The sequence below is a fragment of the Blastococcus sp. DSM 46786 genome, from assembly GCF_900109665.1.
GTDB classification, from domain to species: Bacteria; Actinomycetota; Actinomycetes; order Mycobacteriales; family Geodermatophilaceae; genus Blastococcus; species Blastococcus carthaginiensis.
The window spans coordinates 202,013-224,649 of record NZ_FOAO01000004.1 but is presented as its reverse complement, the minus strand read 5'-3'; the positions used below and the strand labels follow the sequence as shown (position 1 = coordinate 224,649).

General features: G+C 72.9%; 23 protein-coding genes. 14 read left to right on the top strand and 9 right to left on the bottom strand.

Annotated features, from left to right (window positions below; all coding sequences use genetic code 11):
* Positions 1-340 (bottom strand): IS5 family transposase (locus tag BMW62_RS05755; RefSeq protein WP_244523859.1); only part of this gene is annotated, 340 nt, incomplete at its 3' end.
* A 115-nt stretch (positions 341-455) separates the two neighbouring features.
* Between BMW62_RS05755 and BMW62_RS05750 the strand changes: the two genes are divergently transcribed.
* Positions 456-1,652 carry an acetyl-CoA C-acetyltransferase gene (locus tag BMW62_RS05750; RefSeq protein WP_091929880.1) on the top strand — a complete coding sequence of 399 codons (1,197 nt, stop codon included), beginning with the start codon at positions 456-458 and terminating at the stop codon, positions 1,650-1,652.
* A gap of 22 nt (positions 1,653-1,674) precedes the next feature.
* Here the strand turns inward: BMW62_RS05750 and BMW62_RS05745 are convergent, their stop codons facing one another.
* Positions 1,675-2,526: an SDR family NAD(P)-dependent oxidoreductase gene (locus BMW62_RS05745; RefSeq protein ID WP_091929879.1), complete on the bottom strand. Its 852-nt coding sequence runs from the start codon at positions 2,524-2,526 to the stop codon at positions 1,675-1,677.
* Positions 2,523-3,032, bottom strand: coding sequence for a nuclear transport factor 2 family protein (locus tag BMW62_RS05740; RefSeq protein WP_091929878.1), 510 nt, complete (start codon positions 3,030-3,032; stop codon positions 2,523-2,525). The genes BMW62_RS05745 and BMW62_RS05740 overlap by 4 nt, the downstream gene beginning before the upstream one ends.
* Positions 3,033-3,207: 175 nt before the next feature.
* Between BMW62_RS05740 and BMW62_RS05735 the strand changes: the two genes are divergently transcribed.
* Complete coding sequence (locus BMW62_RS05735; RefSeq protein ID WP_091929877.1) at positions 3,208-3,966, top strand: SDR family NAD(P)-dependent oxidoreductase; 759 nt, start codon at positions 3,208-3,210, stop codon at positions 3,964-3,966.
* 3 nt (positions 3,967-3,969) lie between these two features.
* On the opposite strand, the gene BMW62_RS05730 is transcribed toward BMW62_RS05735, so the two are convergent.
* The 3 genes from BMW62_RS05730 to BMW62_RS05720 are packed head-to-tail and all read right to left on the bottom strand — an operon-like array spanning position 3,970 to position 5,746.
* Complete coding sequence (locus tag BMW62_RS05730) at positions 3,970-4,374, bottom strand: nuclear transport factor 2 family protein (protein ID WP_091929876.1); 405 nt, start codon at positions 4,372-4,374, stop codon at positions 3,970-3,972.
* Positions 4,371-4,880: a nuclear transport factor 2 family protein gene (locus BMW62_RS05725; RefSeq protein ID WP_091929875.1), complete on the bottom strand. Its 510-nt coding sequence runs from the start codon at positions 4,878-4,880 to the stop codon at positions 4,371-4,373. Before BMW62_RS05725 ends, BMW62_RS05730 begins: the two co-directional genes overlap by 4 nt.
* Positions 4,877-5,746, bottom strand: coding sequence for an LLM class F420-dependent oxidoreductase (locus tag BMW62_RS05720; protein ID WP_091929874.1), 870 nt, complete (start codon positions 5,744-5,746; stop codon positions 4,877-4,879). Before BMW62_RS05720 ends, BMW62_RS05725 begins: the two co-directional genes overlap by 4 nt.
* A gap of 199 nt (positions 5,747-5,945) precedes the next feature.
* Here BMW62_RS05720 and BMW62_RS05715 point away from each other — a divergent pair, with 199 nt between their 5' ends.
* The 6 genes from BMW62_RS05715 (at position 5,946) to BMW62_RS05690 (ending at position 13,196) form a co-directional block, all read left to right on the top strand.
* On the top strand, positions 5,946-6,848 hold the full coding sequence (locus BMW62_RS05715; protein ID WP_091929873.1) for an IclR family transcriptional regulator: 903 nt from the start codon (positions 5,946-5,948) through the stop codon (positions 6,846-6,848).
* A 241-nt stretch (positions 6,849-7,089) separates the two neighbouring features.
* On the top strand, positions 7,090-8,226 hold the full coding sequence (locus BMW62_RS05710; protein ID WP_091929872.1) for a steroid 3-ketoacyl-CoA thiolase: 1,137 nt from the start codon (positions 7,090-7,092) through the stop codon (positions 8,224-8,226).
* A 4-nt stretch (positions 8,227-8,230) separates the two neighbouring features.
* The gene (locus BMW62_RS05705; protein ID WP_091929871.1) at positions 8,231-8,860 is read left to right on the top strand and encodes a PaaI family thioesterase; all 630 of its coding nucleotides are present in this window, start codon (positions 8,231-8,233) and stop codon (positions 8,858-8,860) included.
* The gene (locus BMW62_RS05700) at positions 8,857-9,681 is read left to right on the top strand and encodes an SDR family NAD(P)-dependent oxidoreductase (RefSeq protein WP_091929870.1); all 825 of its coding nucleotides are present in this window, start codon (positions 8,857-8,859) and stop codon (positions 9,679-9,681) included. Before BMW62_RS05705 ends, BMW62_RS05700 begins: the two co-directional genes overlap by 4 nt.
* A 66-nt stretch (positions 9,682-9,747) precedes the next feature.
* Positions 9,748-11,394 carry a steroid-24-oyl-CoA synthetase gene (locus BMW62_RS05695; protein ID WP_091929869.1) on the top strand — a complete coding sequence of 549 codons (1,647 nt, stop codon included), beginning with the start codon at positions 9,748-9,750 and terminating at the stop codon, positions 11,392-11,394.
* A gap of 194 nt (positions 11,395-11,588) precedes the next feature.
* Positions 11,589-13,196 carry an ABC transporter substrate-binding protein gene (locus BMW62_RS05690; protein ID WP_091929868.1) on the top strand — a complete coding sequence of 536 codons (1,608 nt, stop codon included), beginning with the start codon at positions 11,589-11,591 and terminating at the stop codon, positions 13,194-13,196.
* A gap of 227 nt (positions 13,197-13,423) precedes the next feature.
* Here the strand turns inward: BMW62_RS05690 and BMW62_RS05685 are convergent, their stop codons facing one another.
* Complete coding sequence (locus tag BMW62_RS05685) at positions 13,424-14,239, bottom strand: SDR family NAD(P)-dependent oxidoreductase (protein ID WP_091929867.1); 816 nt, start codon at positions 14,237-14,239, stop codon at positions 13,424-13,426.
* A 61-nt stretch (positions 14,240-14,300) separates the two neighbouring features.
* Between BMW62_RS05685 and BMW62_RS05680 the strand changes: the two genes are divergently transcribed.
* On the top strand, positions 14,301-15,209 hold the full coding sequence (locus BMW62_RS05680) for a TIGR03619 family F420-dependent LLM class oxidoreductase (RefSeq protein WP_091929866.1): 909 nt from the start codon (positions 14,301-14,303) through the stop codon (positions 15,207-15,209).
* A gap of 31 nt (positions 15,210-15,240) precedes the next feature.
* Here the strand turns inward: BMW62_RS05680 and BMW62_RS05675 are convergent, their stop codons facing one another.
* On the bottom strand, positions 15,241-15,720 hold the full coding sequence (locus tag BMW62_RS05675) for a nuclear transport factor 2 family protein (protein ID WP_091929865.1): 480 nt from the start codon (positions 15,718-15,720) through the stop codon (positions 15,241-15,243).
* Positions 15,721-15,967: 247 nt separating this feature from the next.
* On the opposite strand from BMW62_RS05675, the gene BMW62_RS05670 reads away from it, so the two are divergent.
* Complete coding sequence (locus BMW62_RS05670; RefSeq protein WP_211434995.1) at positions 15,968-16,975, top strand: SDR family NAD(P)-dependent oxidoreductase; 1,008 nt, start codon at positions 15,968-15,970, stop codon at positions 16,973-16,975.
* A 186-nt stretch (positions 16,976-17,161) separates the two neighbouring features.
* Positions 17,162-18,079: an IclR family transcriptional regulator gene (locus BMW62_RS05665; RefSeq protein WP_091929864.1), complete on the top strand. Its 918-nt coding sequence runs from the start codon at positions 17,162-17,164 to the stop codon at positions 18,077-18,079.
* A 43-nt stretch (positions 18,080-18,122) separates the two neighbouring features.
* On the opposite strand, the gene BMW62_RS05660 is transcribed toward BMW62_RS05665, so the two are convergent.
* On the bottom strand, positions 18,123-18,623 hold the full coding sequence (locus BMW62_RS05660; protein ID WP_091929863.1) for a flavin reductase family protein: 501 nt from the start codon (positions 18,621-18,623) through the stop codon (positions 18,123-18,125).
* Positions 18,624-18,944: 321 nt separating this feature from the next.
* Here BMW62_RS05660 and BMW62_RS05655 point away from each other — a divergent pair, with 321 nt between their 5' ends.
* From BMW62_RS05655 to BMW62_RS05645, 3 genes are read left to right on the top strand one after another with little or no spacing between them, the layout of a single operon-like run.
* The gene (locus BMW62_RS05655; RefSeq protein ID WP_091929862.1) at positions 18,945-19,811 is read left to right on the top strand and encodes an alpha/beta fold hydrolase; all 867 of its coding nucleotides are present in this window, start codon (positions 18,945-18,947) and stop codon (positions 19,809-19,811) included.
* Positions 19,808-21,520 carry an FAD-binding protein gene (locus tag BMW62_RS05650; RefSeq protein WP_091929861.1) on the top strand — a complete coding sequence of 571 codons (1,713 nt, stop codon included), beginning with the start codon at positions 19,808-19,810 and terminating at the stop codon, positions 21,518-21,520. The genes BMW62_RS05655 and BMW62_RS05650 overlap by 4 nt, the downstream gene beginning before the upstream one ends.
* A 16-nt stretch (positions 21,521-21,536) precedes the next feature.
* Complete coding sequence (locus BMW62_RS05645; protein ID WP_091929860.1) at positions 21,537-22,583, top strand: ferredoxin--NADP reductase; 1,047 nt, start codon at positions 21,537-21,539, stop codon at positions 22,581-22,583.
* Positions 22,584-22,637: the final 54 nt, after the last annotated feature.

Genomic DNA, 22,637 nt, shown 5'->3' with positions numbered 1-22,637 from the left:
TGGTGTTCGTCGCGTGCTGGTGCGCGCGGTTGATCGTGGAGTCCACCGACACATTCCAGTCGATCAGCCCGGCAGCGTCGGCATCGGCCAACAGGGCCGCATGCACCCGGTCCCAGGTGCCGTCAGCGGCGAAGCGGCGATGCCGCTTCCACACCGTCTGCCACGGCCCGAACTCCGCCGGCAGATCCCGCCACGGTGTCCCCGTCCGGTACCGCCAGATGATCCCCTCGACCGTGCGCCGGTGATCGGCGAACGGCCGGCCGCCCTTTCCCGACGCCGCCGGCATCAACGGCTCCACCAGGGCCCAGGCCCCATCCGACAGCGACACCATCCGAGACACCCTGTCAGCCTGCCGCCCCCGAGGTCACCGGGTTAGGAGACACGCCCTAGCCTCCGGCCCGGACGCGTTGCCGGTGCCTCCGCCCGATGGGTGGGACGACGAAGGAGAACTCCGCATGCCCGAAGCAGTGCTCGTCGCCGCGGCCCGGTCGCCGATCGGCCGCGCGTTCAAGGGGTCGCTGCGCGAGCTGCGCGCCGACGACCTCGCCGCGTCGATCGTGCAGGCCGCGCTGGACCAGGTGCCCGCGCTCGACCCGGCCCAGATCGACGACCTGGTCCTGGGCTGCGGGCAGCCGGCGGGGGAGCAGGGGTACGGTCTCGGCCGGATCACCGCGCTGCTGCTCGGGCAGGACGGGGTGCCGGGGACGACGGTGCAGCGCTACTGCGCCTCGTCGTTGCAGAGCACCCGCATGGCGGTGCACGCGATCCGTGCCGGAGAGGCGCAGGTCGTCGTCTCCGCCGGCGTGGAGATGGTCTCGAGGTACACGTTCGGCAAGTCGGACGGGATGCCCGGCACCCGCAACCCGCGGTTCTCCGACTCGGCGGAACGGATCGGTGACTGGTCGGACCCCCGGCTGGCCGGCCTGCTGCCCGACCCCTACATCGCCATGGGGCAGACGGCGGAGAACGTGGCGCAGCTGCGCGGGGTGACCCGCCGGGCGCAGGACGAGTTCGCGCTGCTGAGCCAGAACCGGGCGGAGAAGGCGATCGCCGACGGGTTCTACGCCCGCGAGATCACCCCGGTCACGGCGCCCGACGGCACGGTCGTCGACGCCGACGACACCCCGCGCGCCGGCGTGACGCTGGAGGCGCTGTCGTCGCTGAAGCCGGTGTTCCGCGAGGACGGCACAGTCACCGCCGGCAACTGCTGCCCCCTCAACGACGGCGCGGCCGCTCTGGTGCTGATGAGCGAAACCCGTGCGCGGGAGCTCGGCATCGCGCCGCTGGCCCGCATCGTCTCCACCGGGGTCAGCGCCCTGTCGCCGGAGATCATGGGACTGGGCCCGGTCGAGGCTTCCCGCCGCGCCCTGGCGCTGGCCGGCATGACCGCTGCCGACATCGACGTCTGCGAGATCAACGAGGCGTTCGCCGCGCAGGTCCTGCCCTCGATCGACGACCTCGGCCTGGACGTCGAGAAGGTGAACCCGCACGGTGGCGCCATCGCCGTCGGCCACCCGTTCGGCCAGACCGGCGCCCGGCTGACCGTCACCCTGCTCAACGGGCTGCGCTCCCGCGACGGGGCGATCGGACTGGAGACGATGTGCGCCGCCGGTGGCCAGGGTATGGCGATGGTGCTCGAGCGGCTGAGCTGACCCCTGCGGTCCGGCGCGGCGGTCAGCCCTCGCGCCGGACCGGCGCCACCGGCCCGAACAGCGGCCCGCCGCCGAAGAGGTGTCGCAGGGACGGTGGGGTGCGCCCGCCGGGCTCGGTGAGGCCGTACCGGATCGCGGCCTCGGCCGTCACCAGGGCCTGACCGCTCAGCTGCAGCAGGTCGGGGTCCTCGGCCAGCGCCCGGATCACCCGCCCCTGCAGCTGCGGGCTCTCGCCCTCGGCCACCGGCACCCCGGCGACCTGCTCGATGCCGCGGGAGAGCAGCGCGTCGGTCCGGACGAGCCCCGGCCACAGCGAGAGCGCGGCCACGCCGTGGGGCAGCAGCTCGCGGGCCATGTCGTGGGTCATCTTGTCCAGCCCCGCCTTGGCGACGCCGTACAGGACCGAGTGCAGGTAGCCGCGGGCACCGAAGGAGGAGACGTTCACGACCAGGCCTGAGCCCCGGGCCACCATGTGCCGGCAGGCGGCCGTGCTCGCCACCCAGTGCGCCCGCAGGCCGAGCCCGACGAGATCGTCCCACTCCGTGAGCGGGCGCTCCCAGAACGGCGGCACCACCGGGCCGATGGCCGGTCCGGCCCACACGTTGTTGACCAGCACGTCCAGGCGGCCCTGCTCCGCGACGCAGCGGTCGACGAGGGCGGTGACCGCTTTGTCGTCCCGGTGGTCGCAGACCACGGCGATCCCGCTCCCGCCGGCGTTCACGACCTGCTCGGCCGTCGTGGCCAGCGGAGCGCCGGAGGACGCGGGCCCGCGGCCGGTGACGTAGACGGTCCACCCCGCCTCGCCCAGGCCGAGTGCGATGCCCCGACCCACGCCGCGGCTCGCCCCGGTGACCAGCGCCACCGGCCGGCTCACGCGACGCCCTCTTCGATCCGGACGTCGTCGGGCAGCGGGCGGGTGATCGACCACAGCGTGCGAGCGACGCACCGGCTGATCCGCCACTCGCCGTCCTCCACGACGTAGGCGTCGTCGTATTCGATCGCGGCGACCTTCTCCGTGCGGGCGCGCAGGTCCAGTTGCCGGAAGCGCAGCGTCCACCGCCCCGTGGCCGACGTCGCGTCGACGACGGTGATGTCGGGATGCAGGCCGTGGTGCATGTCGAGGACCAGGTGCCGGCCCGCGTCGTCGCGGCGCAGCGCCACGCGCGCGAAGACGTCGGCGAGCCCGTCGGCGTCGTCGTAGCGCCCCACGCGCTCGAAATCGATATCGGCGCCGGAGGCGACGAAGCACGCCCGGAAGGCGGTCACGTCCTTGCGGTCGCAGGCGCGCCAGTAGCGGTACTTCAACCGCTCGATGGTCGCCACGGCCTCGACGGCGGCCAGCCGCTCCTCGAGGGAGGGGTGTGCGTCACTGCTGCTCATCGTCGTTCCTGCTGCACCGCGCCACCGTGGCCCGCGGCACCGGGAGGACACCCCCGCGGATCCCGATGAGCGGGATCGGCGCTCGGAGATGGGGCACCCGGTCGCGAAGGATGGCCGGGCCACCGGCCGCACGCCGGCCGGCGGACGACACGACGGGTGGAGGGAGAGGGCGGGCATGGGCATCCTCGACGGCAAGGTCGCCATGATCACCGGCGCGGGGCAGGGAGTCGGGCAGGGCATCGCGCTCGCGCTGGCTGCCGAGGGGTGCCATGTCGCCGTCCTGGGCAGGACGTCGTCCAAGTTGGAGACGACGGCGGACCTGCTGCGCGCCCGCGGGGTGAAGGCCGAGGCGATCCAGTGCGACGTCACCGAGACCGCCGCGATCCCCGACGCCGTCGCGCAGGTGGTCGACGTCTTCGGCGGCCTGGACATCCAGGTGAACAACGCCTACTTCGGTGCGTACGGCCCGCTGTTGTCGATGGACGACCGCAAGTTCCAGCGCGGGTTCGTCAGCGGACCCTTCGCCGCGTTCGCCTTCATGAAGGCCGCGCACCCGCACCTCAAGGAGCGGCGGGGCAGCATCATCAACGTGGTCAGCTCGGTGACCGTGCGCTGGGACCTGTCGACCTTCGGCGCCTACGCCAGCGCCAAGTGGGCGCTGCGCTCGCTGACCCAGGCGGCCGCCGACGAGTGGGGGCCCGACGGCATCCGGGTCAACGCGATCGCACCGCACGCGCTCTCCCCGGGACTGGCCTCCTGGGTGGAGGCCAATCCCGAGGAGGCGGCGGAGTTCCAGAAGACCATCCCCCTCGGCTACATCGGCGACTGCGAGGACGACATCGGCCGTGCCGTCGCCGCGATCGTCAGCCCGGCCATGCGGTACCTGACCGGCGCCACCGTGCCGCTGGACGGCGGGCAGGCCAACTTCGACTGACCGTCAGCCGGGGCGCAGGACCCCGCGGTCACCGCGTTCGATGGTGACGACGAAGCGCCGGCGGGTCAGTCGCCAGCCCTCCGGCGTCCGCAGCCAGCGGTCGTGGTACTCGCCCATGCACTCGTAGAACGCGCGGGGGTCGTCGGCGCCGACGTGGAACACCCGGCCGTAGGCCAGCGACCGGGCGGTGCCGTCCTCCACCGTCACCCGCACGTTGCCCAGCAGGTGCTGCGACGACCCGCAGCCGCCCAGATGCTCCCGGACACGGGCGACGATCGCCGCCCGGCCGTCCGCCCCGTAGCCGTGCGCGTCCTCGGTGAACGCCGCTCCGAGCGCGGCCCAGTCCCGCTCGTCCAGCGCCGAGGCGACCGCGTGCAGCGTCGCCTCGATCGCGGCGTGCTCGCTCACGCCTCGTCGCCCGGGGAGCCGTTGCCGAAGATGCCTGCGCTCAGCAGGCGGGGCGCCTCCGCGCGGCCGTCGAGCACCCGGTTGGTGCGGTCGACCACCTGCCAGCCCTCGGCGCCGCGGCGCAGCCGCCAGCGGTTGGCGGTGGCCCGGCGGACCACGAACCGGCCGTCGTCGTGCACGACCATCAGCGAGTGGCAGACCGCAACCGCGTCGTCGCCGGTCACCGTGACGTGCGGCGGGCCGACCACGTGCGCGCAGCCCCCGGCGATCCAGCGCTGGTGGGCGGGGGAACGGACCATGGCGGCGATCTCCGCACGCCCGGTCATGAGCAGCTCGTCGACGTCGTAGACCCCGTCGGGATCCCACAGCGCGGCCACCCGGGCGTCGTCACCGCCGTCGACGAGCGGACCGTAGGCCGCGACCACCTGCGCCACCGCACGCTCGTCCTCCAGCTGCTGCACCCGCTGCTCCAGGTGCGCCAGGCGCCCGGCGAGGTCGGCGCTCATCGGGCGGGCACCGCGTCGGCGGCGGCCAGCCGGGCCAGGGCCTCGAGCTGCTCGCAGTAGTGCTCGGCGGAGTCGGCGGCCAGCGCGACGTTGACCGTCGTGGCACCGGCCCGCCGGGGCCGGTCCAGCGCCTCGCGGGTGCGATCGGGGTCCCCCGCCGGGTCCAGCGGCCGCCCCGCGGAGAGGACGACCTCGAAGCCGGACGGGACATCGACGGAACCCAGCAGGTCGGCGAGCTCGTCGAAGGAGAGCCCGAAGGGCACCCACCCGTCGCCGGCGGTGACCGCCCGGCGCAGCGACGTGAGCGTCCGCCCGCCGATCCACAGCGGTACCCGCTCCTGCTGCGCGTGCGGCTCCACCACGAAGCCGGAGAAGTCGTAGAACTCGCCCGCGTAGCTCGGCTCGCGTCGGGACAGCGCCGCGCGAAGCGCGGCGATCGCGTCGTCGGCCCGCGGGCCACGCCCTGCGAACGGGACGCCGAGGAGCGCGAACTCATCCTCGAGGCTGCCGACGCCCAGGCCGAGGGTGAGCCGCCCCCCGCTGACCCGGTCCAGCGTCCCGTAGCGCTTGGCGATCTCGAGGGGGTGGTGGTAGCCGACCACCAGCACCTGGGTGGCGAAGCGGATCCGCCGGGTGCGGGCGGCCAGGTGACCGAAGGTGGCCAGTGGGTCCCAGTACGTGGCGCCGCGTGTTTCTGCGACGTCGACCGGGACAGCGACGTGCTCGCTGCAGGTGAGGTGGGCGAAACCGAGCCGGTCGGCCGCCTCCGCGATCAGGCTGAGCGCCTCGATGCCCGCATTCCGTTCCCACGGGGAGTGGGCCCCCGGTACGAGGGTCACCACCGGGCTGACGATCCCGATCCGCATGCGCGCTCCTCCCACGGGCAGGCGCTGGGCGGCCTGCGTCCGGCTCCATTGCTACCGCCGGCGGGGCGGCGCACGGCGCGCCCTCCCGGTGGCCGGGAAGGGAGGGAAGAACACGCCGCGCGAGAGTTCCGCGTCACGCTCGTCGCTGGTAGCTTCGACGAAACGGAATTCATTCCAGTTCTGGAGGGTGGAGTCACCGATGACTGTTCTCGCCGCCGAGCCCGCCGCCGACTCCGCTGCTCCCGCCGCCGGGCGGCCGGAGCTCCCTCCGTCGATGGTGGAGCGGATGACGCTGATCCTCGATGCCTTTGATGGCCGTTCCACCCGTCTGACGCTCGAGGACGTCGCCCGGAGCACGCACCTCCCGCGGTCGACGGCGCACCGGATCCTCGATCAGCTGGTCCGGTTGAGCTGGCTGGAGCACACCCCGTTCGGGTACCGGTTGGGGCGGCGGGCGCTGGGGTTGGGCGGCCGCGACGGTGGCTTCGAGGAGATCCGGGTTGCGGCCGCGCCGTTGCTGCACGAGCTGCAGATCAAGACCGGGATGGTGGTCCACCTGGCCGTGCTGGAAGGGGCCGAGGTCTACTACCTGGACAAGGTCGGCGGGCGCTTCGCCGGGACGGTCCCCTCCCGGGTGGGTGGTCGGGCTCCGGCTCATTCGACGGCGCTGGGCAAGTCGATGCTGGCCTGGATCGAGCCGGAGCAGGTCGACGTGCAGGTGGGCCGGGCGATCGGCCGGTTGACCAGCCGCACCATCGGCGATCTGAGCACGCTGCACCAGGAGCTGAACCGGATCCGCCAGCGTCGGGGCCTGGCGTTCGAGCGGGGGGAGTGCTTCCCGGACATCTCCTGCGTAGCTGCCGCGATCCGGGGTCCGGAGGGGCCGCTGGCCAGCATCTCCCTGGTCGGTGACGCGCGGATGCCGTTGGAGAAGGTCGCGCCCCTGGTGGTCGACGCGGCTCGTCAGGTGTCGCTCGCACTGCACCCCAACCTGGAAGCCGGCCGCCGTCCGCGTGCGGTCCGCTCCGTCGCCGGCGCCACCTGGTCCCCGCAGACCCTGGACCGGCTGCTGGTCGCCGGCGAGAACGGCGACTGGCTCTGACCCCCCGGCGGCCGGCTCTGAGCCTTCGGTGGCCGGCCGTGCGGAGGCTGGCCGTCGGAGCGGCGCGCGAGGTCCCGGCGGTGTGCGCGGTGACCGTCGCCGCCGGGCGCTGATCCTCCTCTCACCCGCCGAGCCGGTGGTTCGCTCAGCGGGATCGGCTCGCCGCCGGCCGCCGCGCCGCGGTTAGCGTCCGCCCCGGCCCCGAGTCCCGGCCCAGAGTCCCGAGTCCCGGAGGATCTCCATGCTCACCCCCGTCATCGTCGACGCAGCACGGACGCCCTACGGAAGGCGCGGCGGCGTGCTGTCCGACCTGCACCCCGCCGAGCTGCTCGGGATCGCCCAGAGGGGCGTTCTCGACCGCGTCGGTCTCGATCCCGCGCTGATCGGCGAGGTCATCGGCGGGTGCGTCACCCAGGCCGGTGAGCAGTCCGGTCACGTCGTCCGCACCGCCTGGTTGCACGCCGGCCTGCCGGAGACCACGGGCGCGACCACCATCGACGCCCAGTGCGGTTCCGCGCAGCAGTCGGTCCACCTGATCGCCGGCCAGATCGCACTGGGCACCATCGACGCCGGCATCGCCTGCGGCGTGGAGGCGATGTCGCGTGTTCCGCTGCTGGCCAACATCGGGGTCGGTGACTACGGCCGCCCCAGGCCGGCCGACTGGGACGTCGACCTGCCGGCCCAGTTCGAGGCCGCCGACCGGATCGCCCGCCGCCGGAACCTGGCCCGCGAGCAGCTCGACGCCTTCGGGCTGCAGTCGCAGCAGCGTGGTCGCCGCGCCTGGGACGAGGGCCGGCTCGACCGCCAGATCATCCCGGTGACCCGGCCGGACCGCGAGGTCGTGACCCGCGACGAGGGCCTGCGGGAGACCAGCGCGGCGGCGCTGGCGACGCTCAAGCCGATCCTCGAGGGCGGCCTGCACACCGCGGGCACCGCCTCGCAGATCTCCGACGGCGCCACCGCTGCGATCCTCATGGACGAGCAGCGCGCCCGGGGCCTCGGGCTGCGACCGCGCGCCCGGATCCTGGCCCAGTGCCTGATCGGCGCGGAGACGTGCTACCTGCTCGACGGCCCGGTGCAGGCCGCCGAGCGGCTCCTGGAGCGGACCGGCATGAAGATCGACGACATCGACCTGTTCGAGGTCAACGAGGCCTTCGCGGCGGTCCCGCTGTCCTTCGCCCAGGTGCACGGGGTCGATCCGGAGCGGCTCAACGTCAACGGCGGGGCCATCGCACTCGGGCACCCGGTGGGCTCCACCGGCGTCCGGCTCATCGCCACGGTGCTCGACGAGCTCGAGCGCACCGACCGGACGATCGGCATGGTCGCGGTGTGCGCGGGTGGCGCCATGGCCACCGGCGCCATCATCGAGAGGATTTGAGCCGATGCCCGCACCGGTCGCAGCCGAGCGGGTTGCCGACATCGCGCCGGAGCGTCAGCAGGCGTCGATCGGCCTGGTGGCGGCGGCCCGTGAGCTCATGCTGGCCGCTGCGCTGACCGACCTGGAGGCCGGCGACCTGCTGGCGGCCCAGGAGCTGGTCGGGCGCGCCACGGCGCTGCTGGGCGGCCGCACCCGCCCGCGGGTGCTGCGTCCGAGCTTCGCCGGCCCGGCCGAGGCGCGAGACGCCGGCGAGCCCTATCCCATGTCCGTGCACAACCCGATGGGGCTGCCGTTGGTCATCCGCTTCGGAAGCCCCACCGAGTGCCGGGGCACGGTGACCGCCAACGCGCTCTGCGAGGGGCCGCCGGAGTCCCTGCACGGCGGGTGGAGCGCCTGGCTCATGGACTGCATGCTCGGCATCCTGGTGCAGGGCCAGGGGCGCCCGGCGGTGACCGGAACCCTGGCCGTGCGGTACCTGCACCGCACCCCGCTGGACGCCCCGCTGGAGCTCGGCTCCCGCATCGTCGATCGTGACGGGCGCAAGATCACCGTCGAGGGCTGGATCGAGCACGACGGGCAGCGCACGGTCGAGGCCCGCGGGCTGTTCGTCGAGCTGTCCCCGGTGCCGGAATGAGCGTGGAGCTGACCGGCCTGGCCGACCGGATCGCGGTGGTCAGCGGTGCCGGGCGGATGCGCTCGATCGGGCGCGCGATCGCCGTCGAGCTGGCCCGCGCCGGCTGCGACGTCGTCCTGACCGGGACCGGCCGCGATCCGGATCGTTACCCCGACGACGAGAAGGCTGCCGGCTGGCGGGACGTCGACTCGGTCGCCGACGAGGTTCGCGCGCTCGGCCGGCGTGCGCTGCCCGTGATCTGCGATGTCGCCTCTCCGGAGGGGGTCGAGGAGCTCCTGACCGCCACGCTCGCCGAGTTCGGCCGCGTCGACGTCGTGGTCAACAACGCCGCCGCCTCCCGCGGAGCCGACCGCGTACCGGTCACCGAACTCGACATCGGGATCTGGGACCAGGCGATCGCGGTCAACCTGCGCGGCACCTTCCTCATGAGCCGGGCCTTCGGCCGCCGGCTGATCGAGCAGGACCAGGGCGGCAGCATCATCAACATCTCCTCCATCGGCGGGAAGCTGAGCGGGCCGCGGACCGCGGCCTACTCCGCGTCGAAGGCCGGCGTCCAGTCGCTGACCTCCTCCATGGCCAAGGAGCTGGGCTCCCACGGCATCCGGGTCAATGCCGTCTGTCCGGGCGTCACCGACACCGGCCGCCTCGACGACTGGTCGCCCGACGCCTGGGCCGCCTACGTCACCGCGAACCTGCCGCTCGGCCGCGTCGGCACCGCCCAGGAGGTCGCCTCCACCGTCGTCTTCCTGGCCAGCGACCAGGCGGCCTGGATCACCGGGCAGTCGTGGAACGTCGACGGCGGTCAGCTGACCGTCCGTTGAGATGCATGGACGACGAGCTGACGAGCCGCCCGTCGTCCCCGACCCGATCACGGAGGAGCCCCGGACATGACCGGCCGCCACCCGACCAGCCGGGACGACGCCCTCGCCCTCCTGACCGGCCCCGGGGCACGATTCGCGATCCGCACCGAGGACGTGCTCGGGGAACCGATGGAGGTGTTCGCCAACCGGGAGCGGTCGCTCGGGCAGCTGTTGCGCGCCTCTGCCCGGTTCGGGGACCGGGAGTACCTGGTCACCGAGGACAGCCGGCTGACCTTCCGCGAGCACCTCGATGCCGTGGCCGCGCTGGCCTCGGCGCTGCGCGAGGAGTTCGGCGTGGGCAAAGGCGACCGGGTCGCCATCTGCTCGGCCAACAACCCCGAGTGGATCCTGACCTTCTGGGCCGCCACCGCGCTGGGGGCCGTCGCGGTCGGGATGAACTCGCTGTGGGCCGGCCCCGAGATCGCCTACGGGTTGGAGCACTCCGAACCCGTCCTGCTGGTGGCCGACGCGCCTCGCCGCGCCCTCGCCGGCCGACCGGCGATCCCGGTGCTCTCGATCGAGGACGACGTCCCGGCGCTGGTGGCCGAGTACGCCGGCGCACCGCTGCCCGCGGACGTCGTGGCGGAGGACGACCCCGCGGTGATCCTCTACACCAGCGGCACCACCGGGCGGCCCAAAGGGGCGACGCACTCGCACCGCAACGTCATCTGCGCCTGCTGGTTCCACCTGCTCAACGACGCGGTCGCCGCCGAGCTCGGCACCCCGCTCGTCGACCGCCGCTTCCTGCTGATCACGCCGCTGTTCCACATCGCCGCCCTGCACAATCTGGCCGTCGTGCGGCTGGCGGTGGGCGACACCGCGGTCGTCCACCGGGGGCGTTTCGACGTCGACCGGGTGCTGCGGCTGGTCGAGCGGGAGCGGGTCACCAACTGGGGCGCGGTGCCCACCATGGCCGCGCGGATCGTCGAGCACGCCGACCGCAACGGCGGGTTGGGCGCCTACGACCTGAGCTCGCTGCGCACCTTCAACCTGGGCTCGGCGCCGTCCTCCCCGGGGCTCAAGGACCGGATCCGCGATGTGCTGCCGGTGGCCGGCCGCTCCATGGGGACGACCTACGGGCTCACCGAGTCATCGACCGCCGCGACCCTCGCCGGCCCCGCCGAGCTGCTCGCCGACCCGGATTCGGTCGGCCGCCCGGTGCCCACCGTGCAGGTGGAGGTCAGCGACGCCGACGGCGTGCCCGTGCCCGACGGGACGGAAGGGGAGGTGTGCCTGCGAGGCGCGCAGATGATGCTCGGGTACTGGCGCAACCCGGAGGCCACCGCGGCATCCACCGCCCCGCACCGCTGGTTCCGCACCGGCGATCTGGGCACCTTCGTGGACGGGCGGCTGCACATCTCCAGCCGGCGCTCGGACCTGATCCTGCGCGGCGGGGAGAACGTCTACCCGGTCGAGGTGGAGAACCAGCTGACCACCCACCCCGCTGTGCGCGAGTGCATCGTGCTGGGCGTCCCCCACGGCGATCTCGGCGAGGAGGTGGCGGCGGTCGTCGTCGTCGCGGCCGGCTCGGCGGTCGCGGGCGAGGAGCTGCGCGAGTACCTGCTGGACCGCATCGCCCGGTACAAGGTGCCCTCCCGCTGGCGGGTGACCACCGAGGAGCTGCCCCGCAACGCCACCGGGAAGGTCAACCGCACGCAGGTCCGGCTGCGGTGAGTCCGGCCGCCATCCGCCACCCCGCCGTCCTTGAGCCGGTTGTCCGGGGGACATCGCGGATGGTTGTCAACCTAGCGTTTGCTTGGTAGACGTGTCACTGTGACAGGCGGGCTCGCCGATGTGACCGACGGGCGATCTCGGGCTGCACCGTGTCCACCCGAAGTCCGGGGGGGCTCACGAGTCAGGAGAGGTACATGAAGCGAGGCAGGACCCACGCGCTGCGCTCGACCACCGCTCTGGTGATTGCGGCGGGGCTCCTCGCCGGTTGCGGATCGGCCGACGACCCCGTTCCCGGCGAGTCCCAGGACCAGGCGGCCATCGACTACGCGGAAGGCATGGTCGGGGAGGACTCCGGCGGCGAGCCGGTGAGCGGCGGCAGTCTCGACTACGCCGCGTACGCCGAACCGCGCTCGCTCGACCCGGCGGTGACGATCGCCGCGGGCACCACCGGCGGCATCGAGATGATCAACATCTACGACTCGCTGACGCGTTACGACGCGGAGGGGCGCGAATTCGTGCCGCAACTGGCCGAGTCGTTGGCGGGGAACGCGGACAGCACCGAGTTCACGCTGACCCTTCGCGAGGGAGTCACCTTCAGCGACGGCACCCCGTTGGACTCGGCAGCGGTGAAGTGGAGCCAGGAGCGCTACGCGGCCGAGAACGGGCCGGAGTCAGCCCTGTGGGTGGAGAACGTGAGGACGATCGAGACGCCTGACCCGACCACCGTGGTCTACCGGCTGTCCAAGCCGTGGGCACTGTTCCCGAGCATCCTAAGCACCGGCCCCGGCATGATCGTGGCGGAATCGTCGACGGCCGGCGACGCGTTCACGCCGATCGGGGCCGGTCCCTTCGTCCTGGAGAGCTGGGCGCCGGAGGAGGACCTGGTCCTCGCCGCCAACGAGGACTACTGGGACGGTCGCCCGCACCTGGACCAGGTCCGTTCCGTGTTCCTCTCCGACCAGCAGACGGGCCTGGACTCCCTGGCGAACGGCGCCGTCGACGCCGTCCTGGTGCGTGATCCGGAGAAGGTCGACCCGTGGCTCGAGGGCGGTGGCGCCGGCTATCTGAGCATGGTCGCTGCCGCCAACGTCGCGCTGATCAACGCCACGGAGGGGCGTCCCGGCGCCGACCCGCGGGTGCGGCGGGCGATGGCCATGGCCATCGATCCGCAGCTGATCAAGGAGCGTGCGTTCGAGGGTCACGGCCTCGCCGGCTCCACCCTCTTCCCGGAGTACTCGCGGTGGCACACCGACACCGAGGCGCTGCCCTACGACCCGGAGGAGGCGCGCCGGCTGCTCGAGGAGGCCAAGGCGGACGGTTACGACGGCGTCGTGGAGTACATCGACGCGTCGGATCCCGTCTCCCGGGCCACCAGCCTCGCAGTGCAGGCGAACCTGGAGGCGGTGGGTTTTACCGTCGAGACCGAACTCCTCCAGTCCATCGCCGACCAGATCAGCCGGATCGCCGTCAACCGCGACTACGACGTGGCGGCCTGGGGCAACGCCTACCGCGAGGGTGACCCGCTCGCGAAGATGTACCCCACGCTGCACAGCTCCGGCACCCAGACCTACGGCATGGCCACGAGCCCGGAGATGGACGCTCTGCTCGAGGACTTCCAGGCCGCCGCGACCACCGAGGAGCAGCTGGACGTCATGGACGCCATCCAGCAGCAGGTCAACGAGACCGTCCCCTTCCTCGATTGGGGCCCGCTGGCCGAGCTGATCGTCTGGAGCGACGACGTCCACGGTGTCCAGGGGGCGATGGCGTCGATGGTCCTGTTCGACGAGGCCTGGATCGGCTGACGCGCCGCGCAGGAAGCACGGAGACGGTCGTCCGGCAGACCCGACGGGACAGCTGGACGACCGTCCACCACGTCGAGGGTCCGGATCTGACGTCGACCGAGTTCGGTCCCCGTGATGTCAGCCGCATCGCTCTCGGCGGGCGCGCGCTCGAGGGCGACCGGCCCATGCTGGCGGTCGCCTTCTGGCCGCCGCGGCGCAGGCCTACTTCGCGTCCCTCCGGAGGGGGCTCACGGGTCCCGCGGGCGGTTGGTCCAGCCACCGCTCGCGCGGGGGAACCAGCCGCCGGCCGCGCGGCTGCCGCCGTCGACGTGCAAGGTCGTGCCGGTCACGTACCCCGACAGCGGCGAGGCCAGGAACAGCGCGACCCCGGCGACGTCCTCCGGGGTGCCCGGGCGCGCCAGTGGTGCCCACAGGCGCCAGCGCCACCAGTCCTCCTCGTCGACCAACTGGTGATAAGGCACCTGCGGAGTCTCGATCAGGTCGGGGGCGATCGCGTTGAACCGGATGCCGTCGCGCCCGTGCTCGAGCGCCATTGACCGTGACCAGGCCTCCAGCGCCGCCTTCGCCCCGGAGTACACCGCGTGGCCGGGGATGGCCCGGTGCGCCTCGACCGTCGTCATGGTGATCACGCTGCCGCCCCGGCCGCGGGACACCATGCCCGGCAGCAGGGTCGCGGTCAGCGCGAACACGTGGTCGACGTTGATGCGGAACATCTCCGCCCAGTCGGCCGGGCCCTCCTCCTGGAACAGCCGCGGCGCGCGCAGGAAGTGGCCGACGTTGTGCACGACGACGTCGGGCTCGGTCAGCTCGGCGACCCGCTGAGCGGCGGACGGAGCCGTCACGTCCAGCTCCACGACCTCGATGCGCCCAGCGCCGTGCACGTCCGTGGCCGGCGGGGCGGAGACGTCGACGTCGAGGCTCAGCACGTCGGCTCCGTGCGCCGCGAACGCCCGCGTGACGGCGCCGCCGATCCCGTGGCAGCCACCGGTGACGACGGCGCGCATCCCGGTGAGCAGAGGACCCGGGGACCGGAGCGCGTCCATGGTGGCAGGCTAGCCCGGTCACCAAGCGCTTGCTACACGCCCATCGAAGTGAGGAGCTGCCATGCCGCCGCTGACCGTCGGACTGCCCAACCACGGTGACTACTTCGGCGGTGCTCCCTGGCGCACGCTGGTCGACCTGGCGGTGCAGGTCGAGGAGGCAGGTCTCGACGGCGTCTCCGTCGTCGACCACGTGGTCATGGGCGACAACCTCGACCGCTATCCGTACGGCAACTTCCCCGGCGGGCCCGAGGCCGCCTGGCTGGACCCCCTCACGGTGCTCTCGGCGATCGGCGGGGCGACCTCGCGGGTGCAGCTGGCCACCGGCATCCTCATCGCACCGCTGCGTCCGCCCGCGCTGCTGGCCAAGACGGCCGCCACCCTCGACGCCCTCACCGGCGGCCGGCTCGTGCTGGGGGTCGGGACCGGCTGGCAGGCGGAGGAGTACGAAGCTCTCGGCCTGGACTGGGCACGGCGCGGGCAGCTGCTCGACGACCAGCTCGCCGCCTGCCACGCGCTGTGGCGGGGCGGACCGGTGGACTTCGAGTCCGAGACGCTCTCCTTCCAGGGCATCTACTCCTACCCTCGGCCTCTCCAGCCCGGTGGCGTGCCGTTCTGGATCGGCGGCAAGCTCACCCCGCGCAACCTCGACCGCATCGTCCGCTGGGGAAGCGGCTGGATCCCGGCACCGACCGATGGGGGAAAGGCCGTCGCCGAGGGGATGGTCAAGCTCCGCGAGGCTCTCGAGGCGGCCGGCCGCGACCCGGCGTCGGTGCGGGTCCGCGTCTCGCCGCGGCCGATACGCGACGACGACGGCGTCCTGGACATCGAGGCCTCCCTGCGTGGCGCAGCCCGGCTCGTCGAGGCGGGCGGCACCGATCTGTTCGTGCTGCTGCAGGCGTGGTGCCCCGACCCGGCGGAGGCGCCCGCCTTCCTCGAGGAGCTCGCCGCCGCTCGGGCGGCCCTCGACTAGGTCCTGGTTCCGAGCAGCCCGCCGAGCACGGTCATGCGCCACCTGCGCCGACCGCCCAGGAGCGCACCGGCCGGCTCTCGATCGAGGCGAGGTGCAGCTCCCGGCGTGCGATGCGCCACCCCTCGCCGGTGCGCCGGTAGGTGTCGCGGTAGCGCAGGTGCCAGACCCGGTCGGTGATCTCGCCGGAACCGCGACGGTCGAGGTGGTGGGCCGCGCAGGCCACCGTTCCGCGGTGGATGTCGTCCGACGGGCCGGCATCGTAGACCTCGCCGACGATCGCGTGGAAGGTCTGCGGCACGCCGGCCACGGCCGCGAGCGCCGCGCGCACCCCGGCGCGGCCCTCGTGGGTCACCGACGGAGCCAGCGACGCCGGGAGGTCCGGTAGCACGAGGACGCCGTCGTCGGTGAACAGCTCCGCGACCGCGTCGAGATCGCGGCCGTCCACGTACGAGGCGTAACGGGCGACCAGGTCCGACAGTGCGGCGCGGTCGGTGGGTGGGACGGCGACCATGGCGAGCCCTCCAGTTCGTCGGTGGATTGTTCCGATGCGGGCACCTGCTCGCCACCGGCGGTCGGTCGGCATCTCCTGCATCGCCGTTCCGCCGGTGGCCCCGTCGGCTCCACCAGTTGACCAGGCGGGCGGTCGAGCTCTCGAGCCGACCACTCCTCGGCCGGGCCCGACCGCCCGGGTTGCGTGCAGTTCGCCCTCGCGCGAGGAGTTCGGCCGGGAGCTGCGCACCCCCGGTGGGGATCGTGGAGTGGCGGGGCTGCGGGGCGACGACCGGGTGCTGACCGACCGCGTGCCCGGTGACCGGGACGTCTCCCGGTTCGGCCTCCTGCCCGGCGACACTTCGGGCATGGGGGGCAACCAGACCGACCGGCGGCCGGTCGCACTCGTGACGGGGGCCAGCCGCGGCATCGGCCGGCGGATCGCGCTGGCCCTGGCCGCGGGCGGCTACGACGTCGCGTTCACCGCTCGCACCCTGGAGGAGGGGCAGGGCGTGGTGGGGCCGCGCGTCAGCACGGGTGCGCAGGGGCCGCTGTCCGTCCCCGGCAGCCTGGCGGCGACCACGGCCCAGGTCACGGCGCTCGGGGTTCGCGCGCTCCCGGTGCGGATGGACCTGCTCGATGTCGACAGCGTCCGGGCCGCCGCCGAGCGGGTGCACCAGGAGTGGGGGGCGGTGGACCTCCTGGTGAACAACGCGATCACCCATCTGGCCGGTGGGCACGACCGGTTGCTCGACCTCGACCCCGCAGTGGCCGCCCGGACTCTGGAGGGCAACTTCCTCGCCCAGCTGGTGCTGGTGCAGGCCGTCCTGCCGTCCATGCTGGCGGCCGGCGGCGGCACGATGGTCAATCTCTGCTCGGGGTCGTCGACCACCGATCCGCCGGCGTCGCCGGGGGAGGGCGGCTGGGGGTTGGCCTACGCCGCCTCCAAAGCGGCCTTCGGTCGGCTGGCCGGCGCGGTCAACGCCGAGTACCACGGTGCCGGCGTGCGGGCGTTCAACCTCGACCCGGGTTTCGTTGTCACCGAGGCGAGTACCGCCAGGGGCGGCATCTCGGCCATCTCGGGCGCCGGGTTCGAGCTGACGCCCGACTGGGCCGCCGGTGCCGCCGTGCTGTGGCTCGCCCGAGCCCCGGAGGCCGCGCGCTTCCTCGGTCGAGTCGTCTGGACCCCGAAGCTGGTGGCCGAGCTCGGCCTGACCGATCCCGGGTCAGCGGATCCCGGCGTGCAGCGGGCCGCCGCCGATGAGGTCGCGCCGTGAGCGGGGCCGGCGTGCCCGTCGTCGCGCGCGACCTTGGTTCCGCCGGACGTCCCGGCTCCGGGTGACCGGGAGCTGTCGGTGGGACGGGTGCTGAGAACACGCTCTCGTGGTGTTCCGTGTGATGCAGCTCGCTGGTACCGTCGACGGAACAGGAATTCATTGCAGTTATGGAGCGTGGAGTCACCGATGACTGTTCTCGCCGCCGAGCCCGCCGCCGACCCCGCTGCCGCTCCCCTCGCCGCGCGGCGGGAGCTCCCGCCGTCGATGGTCGAGCGGATGACGCTGATCCTGGACGCGTTCGATGGTCGCTCGACCCGGTTGACCCTGGAAGACGTTGCCCGGCGCACGCATCTGCCGCGGTCCACCGCGCATCGGATCCTCGATCAGCTGGTGCGGTTGAGCTGGCTGGAGCACACGCCGTTCGGCTACCGGCTGGGCCAGCGGGCGCTGGGTCTGGGAGGGCGGGACGGAGGTTTCGAGGAGATCCGGGTCGCTGCTGCGCCGTTGCTGCACGAGTTGCAGATCAAGACGGGGATGGTCGTGCACCTGGCGGTCCTGGAGGGGGCGGCGGTGTACTACCTGGACAAGGTGGGGGGCCGTTTCGCCGGCGCCGTTCCGTCTCGGGTCGGTGGTCGGGCTCCGGCCCATTCCACCGCGCTGGGCAAGGCGCTGCTGGCGTGGTTGGAGCCCGAGCAGGTCGACGCCCAGATCGGCCAGGCGATCGGCCGGCTGACCAGCCGAACCATCGGCGATCTGAGCACGCTGCACCAGGAGCTGAACCGGATCCGCCAGCGCCGCGGCCTGGCGTTCGAACGGGGGGAGTGCTTCCCCGAGATCGCCTGCGTGGCCGCCGCCGTGCGGGGCCCGGAGGGGCCGCTGGCCAGCATCTCCCTGGTCGGCGACGCGAAGATGCCGTTGGAGAAGGTGGCCCCGCTGGTGGTCGACGCGGCCCGTCAGGTTGCTGTGGCCCTGCACCCCAACCTCGACAGCGGTCGCCGTCCGCGCCCCGTCCCGGGCGCTGTTCCGCGGGCCGCCGGCCCCACCTGGTCGTCCCAGACGCTGGACCGGCTGCTGGCCGCCGGGGAGAACGGCGACTGGCTCTGAGGCCTGCGGGGCCCGTTGCGCCGTGGGCGGCCCCGGCCGGGGCTCATCCCCAGCGGTCGCCCCAGCCCCAATCCGGTGGTGCGAACTCCGGCTCGGGGTCCACGCCGAATCGGCCCCGGAAGAAGATCATCGGTCGTGTCTCGGGGCCGGTCTCCACGTGCAGCACCCGGCCGATGACGACGTCGTGGTCACCCGCCACGTGCACGTCGTAGACCTCGCAGTGCACCCGGAGGAGGACGTCGTGCAGGGCGGGGGCGCCCCACCGCGACCGGTTCCACTCCAGGCCCTCGTACTTCTTCCCCCGCGCCGAGCCGAACCGGCCGCAGACGTCGGTCTGGTCCTCGGCGAGCACGTTGACGCAGAACTTCCCGGAGGTTCGGATGCGCGGCCAGGCCTGACCCCGGTGGTCGGCGCAGAACAGGATCAGCGGCGGCTCCAGGGACACCGAGGCGAAGGACTGGCAGGCGAAGCCCACCGCGTCCTGGCCGTCGTGCCCGGTCACCACGGTGACGCCGCTGGCGAAGGCGCCCATGGCGCGCCGCATCTCGTCCGGGGTCGGGGGCGCCGGGTCCGGTGCCGTGGCACTGCCTGCAGCGCCTGCCGCGAGTCCTGTCGACGGCGACGTGCTGTTCGGCTCGATCGTCCGCATGCCGAGGACGGTAGGAGCGCCACGCGCAACCCTCCCCGGCCGCGTCCCGGTGACCGGAAGCAGGCGGCGACCGATCGGGGAACCGGTCGCGCCGCTCCGGACCTGCCCGGCCGTCCCGTTGATCGGGACGCCTGCCGCCGACCATCCCCCGGGCCCGCCTACGGTTCCCACGCCCGCCGACCACCCGATCCCGTGTGCGCTGGAGCTGATCCGCCGATGACCCCGCTGACCTACGAATCCACGCTCCGGGAGCTGCCCACAGACCAGGGCGTGCTGCGCTATCACGAGGCCGGCGACGGCCCTCCGCTGCTGCTGCTGCACGGCTCGGGCCCCGGGGTCACCGGCTGGCGGAACTACCGCGGCAACCTGGCCGTTTTCGCCGAGCACTTCCGCTGCCTGGTGCTGGAGTTCCCCGGCTTCGGGGTGAGCGACCCGACCGACCAGCACCCGATGGTCGCCGCGCCCGCCTCGGTGCTGCGCTTCCTCGACGGTCTCGGGCTCCACCAGGTCGATGTCGTGGGCAACTCGATGGGCGGCATCGTGGCGGCCCAGGTGGCCGCCGCCCATCCCGACCGCATCCGCCGACTGGTGACCATCGGCGGCATCGGCCGGAACATCTTCAGCCCGTCACCCGGCGAGGGCATCAAGCTGCTCGTGGAGTTCACCGAGGAGCCGACTCGCGAACGACTGGTCCAGTGGCTCCACTCCATGGTGTACGACCCGGCGATGGTCACCGAGGAGCTGATCGAGGAGCGGTGGGCCCAGGCCACCGACCCGGAGACCCTGGCCAGTGCCCGCCGCATGTACGGCCGCAAGGCGATGGAGTCCCGCGCCGCAGCGGCCGCGAACTCCGACGCGCCGCCGTACTGGGCCATGCTGCACAAGATCAAGGCGCGCACGCTCATCACCTGGGGTCGCGACGACCGGGTCAGCCCGATGGACATGGCTCTCATCCCGATGCGCACGATCCCGGAGGTCGAACTGCACGTGTTCCCCAACTGCGGGCACTGGGCGATGATCGAGGCCAAGGAGGCCTGGGAAGCCACTGTCCTGGCCTTCCTGACCCGGAAGGACGCGGCATGACCGCGGTGGGGGACTGGGACGAGGAGTACGACTTCCTCGTCGTCGGCTCCGGGGGCGGCGGCATGGCCGCGGCGCTCACCGCTGCGGACGCGGGCTTGAGCGTGCTCGTCGTGGAGAAGGGCAAGAAGTTCGGCGGCAGCACCGCGATCTCCGGCGGCGGGATCTGGATCCCGAACAATCCGACGCTGAAGGCGAAGGGCCACGACGACAGCCGCGAGTCCATCCGCCGCTATCTCGACCTGCTCACCGACGGCCGGGTCCCGGACGCCCGGCTGGACGCCTTCGTCGACCACGGCCCCGCTGCCATGGAGCTGCTCTGCCGCAGCAAGTGGATGGTCTTCGACTGGACCAAGGGCTACGCCGACTACCACCCGGAGCTGGAGGGCGGCCGCCCGCTGGGCCGCTCCATCGAGGCCAAGCCCTTCGACACCCGCAAGCTGGGCGAGGACGAGAAGTACCAGCGGCCCAACAGCATGAAGGGCCCGCTGGGCCTGTGGGTGACCGCGAAGGACTACCACGACCTGGCGATGGTGAAGCGCACCTGGCGGGGCCGCTGGGCCTCGGTCGTCGCAGCCTGGCGGGTGTCGAGCAACGTCGTCCGCCGTCGGCACATGGCCACCGGTGGACGGGCGCTGGCCGCGCGCATGCGCATGGCGCTCAAGGACGCCGGCATCCCGCTGTGGCTGCGCACCCCGATGACCGACCTGGTGCTCGACGACGCCGGTGCGGTCCGCGGGATCGAGATCAGCCGTGAGGGGACGCCGATGCGCATCGGTGCCCGCCACGGCGTGCTGCTGGCCACCGGCGGCTTCGACCACAACCAGCAGATGCGTGAGCAGTACCTGCCCGAGGGGGCGCACCCGGACTACAGCGCCGGTGCGCGGGAGATCGTCGGCGACGGCATCCTGCTGGGGCAGAAGGCCGGGGCGGCGCTGGACCTGATGGACGACGCCTGGTGGATGCCCTCGGTGCGGCACCCGGCCGGGGCGGTCATCCCCCTGGTGTCCGAGCGGTGCATCCCGCCCTCGGTCATCGTCGACTCCGCCGGACAGCGGTTCACCAACGAGTCCGCGCCCTACGTCAACTTCGTGCACGACCAGCTCGCCGGTGGGCACGTGCCGGCGTGGTTCGTCATGGATGCCAAGGCCCGCTCGCGGTACCCGTTCGCGCAGATCCTGCCCGGCATGCCGATCCCCAAGGAGTTCTACGACGCCGGCATCGCCTTCCGAGCAGACTCCCTGGCGGGGCTGGCCGAGCAGATCGGCGTCCCGGCCGAGGCGTTGGTCGCCACCGCCGACCGATTCAACGGCTTCGCCCGCACCGGTGTGGATGCCGACTTCGGCCGCGGCGGCTCGGCCTACGACCGCTACTACGGGGACCCGACGCTGAAGAACCCGAACCTCGACGTGATCGACAGGGGGCCGTTCTACGCGTTCCGCATCGAGGTCGGGGATCTCGGCACCAAGGGTGGCCTGGTCACCGACGAGCGCAGCCGGGTGCTGCGCGGCAACGGTGATCCCATCCCCGGCCTGTACGCGACCGGCAACACGTCGGCGTCGGTAATGGGCAACGAGTACGCCGGCCCGGGCGCCACCATCGGCCCCTCGATCGTCTTCGGCTACGTCGCCGCGAAGGATGCCGCCGCGTCCGCCCGGTCCACCGCCGGGGGTCCTCGGACCGCGGGCGGGCCGCTCGCCCAGCCGGTCTGACCCGCAGGGAGGAAGCATGTCCCAGCAGGCCCCGCAGCGGGTGCGGGTCGTCGAGGTCGTCCGCGAGACGCCGGACGCCCACTCGTTGGTCCTCGAGCCCGAGGAGCCGGAGCACTTCTCCGGGTACCGGCCCGGCCAGTTCCTCACGGTCCGGGTGCCATCGGAGCGGCACGGGGGGGCTGCCCGTTGCTACTCGCTGTCCAGCTCCCCGCACTGCCCGGAGCGGCTCAAGGTCACCGTCAAGCGGACGGTGGGTGGTTACGGCTCCAACTGGCTGTGCGACAACGTCGCCGCAGGGGCCGTGCTGGAGGTGCTGCGCCCCTCGGGCACCTTCTCGCCCCGATCGCTGGACGACGACTTCCTGCTGCTCGCCGCCGGCAGCGGCATCACGCCGGTGATGTCGATCCTCAAGTCGGCGCTGTCGGTCGGCAGCGGTTCGGTGACCCTGGTCTACGCGAATCGCGACGAGCACTCGGTGATCTTCCGTGACGAGCTGCTCGCCCTCATCGAGGAGCATCCCGAGCGGCTCGTGGTCCTGCACTGGCTGGAATCGGTGCAGGGGCTGCCGAGCGCTGCGGGTCTGCGGGCACTGACCGAGCCGTACGCGGACCGGCAGGTGTTCGTCTGCGGCCCCGGTCCTTTCATGGACCTGGCCCAGGCCACGCTCACCGCCGCCGGCGTGCCGGGGGAGCGGCTGCACATCGAGCGCTTCACCTCGCTCACGAACGACCCGTTCGCCGACGTGCCGCCCGTGGAGATCGAGGTGGAGGACGACGACGCCGGCCCGGCGGCCGAGGTCGAGGTCGAGCTGGACGGGGAGACGAGCACGGTCGCCTGGCCCCGCCGGACCAAGCTGCTCGACGCCCTGCGCAACGCCGGCCTGGATGCGCCCTTCTCGTGCCGGGAGGGCAACTGCAGCGCCTGCGCCTGCGTCGTCCTCGAGGGCGAGGTGACGATGGAGCGCAACGAGGTGCTCGACGCCGCCGACCTGGCCGACGGGCTGGTCCTCGCCTGCCAGGCGCTCCCGGTCAGCGAGCGCTTCCGCGTCACCTACGAGGCCTGAGCCCCGGCGCGCTGACGCTGCTGCCCGCCGGCGCCGTGCAGGCTGCCGACGTCG